Below are 2979 nucleotides of genomic sequence, written 5' to 3' on the forward strand. Positions count from 1 at the left end.
CTTACCAAGCTTTGGAAGCGAAGCATAGCAAAGATGATGAATTGCTTGCTGAAAGCCGTTTTGTTGAATTTGAAAAGGCTTTAGAGCAATTTCTGGTTAGAGAGCGAGGAGCAATTGAGTTGCAAGTACCTTTAAATAGAGCGATCGCAACATCTGGAGAAATTTTATCAACAATTAACATTCAAGAAAGTGCTCTCAAAATGAAGTTAGAAGATTTTGAGAAAACCTACGAAACCTCTATTGCAGAAATTGCAGACTTGCGAAGCCGAAAAAAAGACGAAATGCAGCTCATTGATAAAGCGGCTGAAAATGTCAGATATAATGTCAGACCTTTACTCAATAAGCTAGAAGATGATTTGAAGCAAACAGCCCTGCAAGTCATTGATTCAACAACAATAACTTCCAAGGACTTGAATAACAAGAAAGCTTTGGCTGAAAAACTGGGTCGCAAAGTTTCTACTAGCTTGCAAAATGCAGGGCAAAAGTTGGCAGATAAAATTCAGATAGAGATTCAACGGGGGTTGGTAGAAGAAGTAGACCGATTAAAATATTTTGCTAACTCTGTAGTTACAGTCTTAAATCGCATTGAAATGCAATTTATTGATGTTGAAGCTAATTCTAATCGCAAAAGAAATGCAGGTGGAGAAGCGATTGCTGCTGCTTTAGCTGTATTCACCGGATTTGGTGGTATCTGGTCAGGTTTTCGGACGGCTGGTGTTAAAGGTGCAGCAGTTGGTGCAGCTGGTAGTGTTGGTACTGCAATTGGTGCTGGAGTATTAGCGGGGTTAATCGGATTCCCAATTACCTGGCCTGCTCTTATTGCTATTAGTGTTGTGTCCGTTTTCACAGGAGGTTGGCTCACCAAATTAGTGTTTGGTGGTGAGCAATTGGAAACCTTTAAGGAAAATTACAAGGAAGCTATTATCAAGGAAATTGAAAAGCAACTGAAATCAAATCCGATTAATCATAAAGTTGAGGATCACATTTCTACAAGTTTTGAGCATCTCAAACAAACACTACGTCAAGAGGTAGAAGCTTTACTAGATAATACTCAGAATACTCTTTATGAACTTAACCGGAAACGGCAGCAGAATGAGACTCAAACCGAAGCAGAACGTAAAGAACTTGATGAAATTCGTGCAGAAACAGAGAGAATTCTTGGTAGCGCCCAAAGACGCTCTCAAGAACTTGTCGAAATCATGAGTGTTTAAAAATTTGCAAGGCTGTGAGGTTTGAGATTTAATCGTACCTCACAGTCCATACAATGAATTTTACAGTTTAGATATGAATTATGGAAAATCCATCAGTTCCCAATCCGACTGCGGCTGTTGACCTCAATTTTGGTCATTATTTGGAAATACGCGATCGCCAAATATCTGCTCACTTAGTAGGTGGAATTCCCGACTATGCCTTTTCTCTAGATCAAAAACTACGCCAGCAATTGATGGCTATGGGGCCAGTTAGAGCAATGGTGCAAACCTTAGTTGGTTGGGCGGTTCCTGTTGTCCAGCAACTACATCTCATGGAAAGTATTGCTGTTGGCCCACAGCAGTATCCTAAAATCCACGCCCTTGGTGAAGATTGTGCTCATAGATTGGGTATTGGTGTTCCCCAGATTTTTATTTACCGAGATTCTACTTCTAATGCGTACACCATCGCCACTGATGATGTTGCACCAATTATTGTTCTTTCAAGTGATATTGTCGAATCTTTTACACCTGAAGAACTTAAGTTTGTTATTGGTCATGAATGCGGTCATATTCATAATTTGCATGGTGTTTATAACACTGTTTGTGAAATTATGACAAACCAATTAGCACAAGGAGTTTTACAGGTAGTTCCAACTCACGGAATGCTGGAACCAATTATTCAAGGCGGACTGACGATTTTTTTTAAACGCTGGAGTCGATGTGCAGAAATTACTTGCGATCGCGCCGGATTGATTTGCTGTGGTGATGTCAACACAGCGGAAAGTGCTCTTGTTAAATTGATAACTGGTGGCGGCGATTCCTTGCGGGACATCAACATTGAGGAATTCCGTAAACAGTATAGTAAAGTTCAATCTACTCCCCTGCAACTGATAGAACTTTTCAGCACTCATCCGCTGATTTCCAAACGGACTGCCGCACTTCATCTGTTTGCTGAGTGTGATGTTTTCCATTCCTGGCGATTAGAGTCATTTTTACAAGATGCACGCAGCAAAGAAGAAACTGATAATTTGTGTGAACAGGTTATTCGTGTACTACCTAAAGGATATTAAGGTTTTTTATGGAATCACCAGCTAAATATATCAGCTATGACTTCAGCTATTTGCGCCAAGAGTTTCTAGAAATAATCAATGATTTTTCCGAAGGATTGCGCCTAGAAAAAGTTCAAAATACTATAGGTAAAAGGCTGCTCAAACAGATACAGAGTCAAATTTCCCAGATTCTAACTCGTTTGGAAGCAGACTTTGTTCTCGTTGTTATAGGTGACTTCAAACGAGGTAAATCAACATTAATTAACGCTTTATTAGGGCAATCTGTTGTTACAACAGATGTGACAACAGAAACAGTGACAATTAATCACATCCAGTATGGTTCAGAATCAAAAATTCATGTTTGTTTGAGTGATGGTGGGAAAATTCAGATAGAAGCAGAAGAACTAAAATCAGAGCAACTTAGTTCAATTTTAGAAACTCTTCCTCAGACAGCTAGCCATTTGAAAATTGAGACTCCCGTTGAATGGTTGCGAGGGGTACGTCTTGTGGATACTCCTGGAACTGGGGATGTTTTTAAGCGTTTTGATCGTCAAGTTCACACTTATCTTTTACAAGCTGACGCAGTAGTATTCGTAGTGTCAGCCCTCTCTCCATTTGCAGAATCAGAACAAACATTTTTGCAAATGTCTGTCTTACCTCAAGATTTTCCGAAAGTGTTTTTTACTCTGAATATGATGGATAATATTCAGACAGAACAAGTGGCAGAAAGATTATTAAAG

Annotated in this window: 2 protein-coding genes and 1 pseudogene; all 3 read left to right on the forward strand. The window is 39.5% G+C overall.

The features are described from left to right. Positions 1 to 1211, forward strand: a pseudogene (locus tag IQ229_RS21470) (dynamin family protein); the annotation flags it as partial. A gap of 80 nt (positions 1212 to 1291) precedes the next feature. Beyond that, on the forward strand, positions 1292 to 2260 hold the full coding sequence (locus IQ229_RS21475) for a M48 family metallopeptidase (RefSeq protein ID WP_194047200.1): 969 nt from the start codon (positions 1292 to 1294) through the stop codon (positions 2258 to 2260). Positions 2261 to 2268: 8 nt separating this feature from the next. After that, positions 2269 to 2979, forward strand: a 711-nt coding sequence (locus tag IQ229_RS21480; RefSeq protein WP_194047202.1) for a dynamin family protein, incomplete at its 3' end; no start/stop codon positions are given.

This window comes from Nostoc cf. edaphicum LEGE 07299, assembly GCF_015207245.1.
Taxonomy (GTDB): Bacteria; Cyanobacteriota; Cyanobacteriia; order Cyanobacteriales; family Nostocaceae; genus Nostoc; species Nostoc edaphicum_B.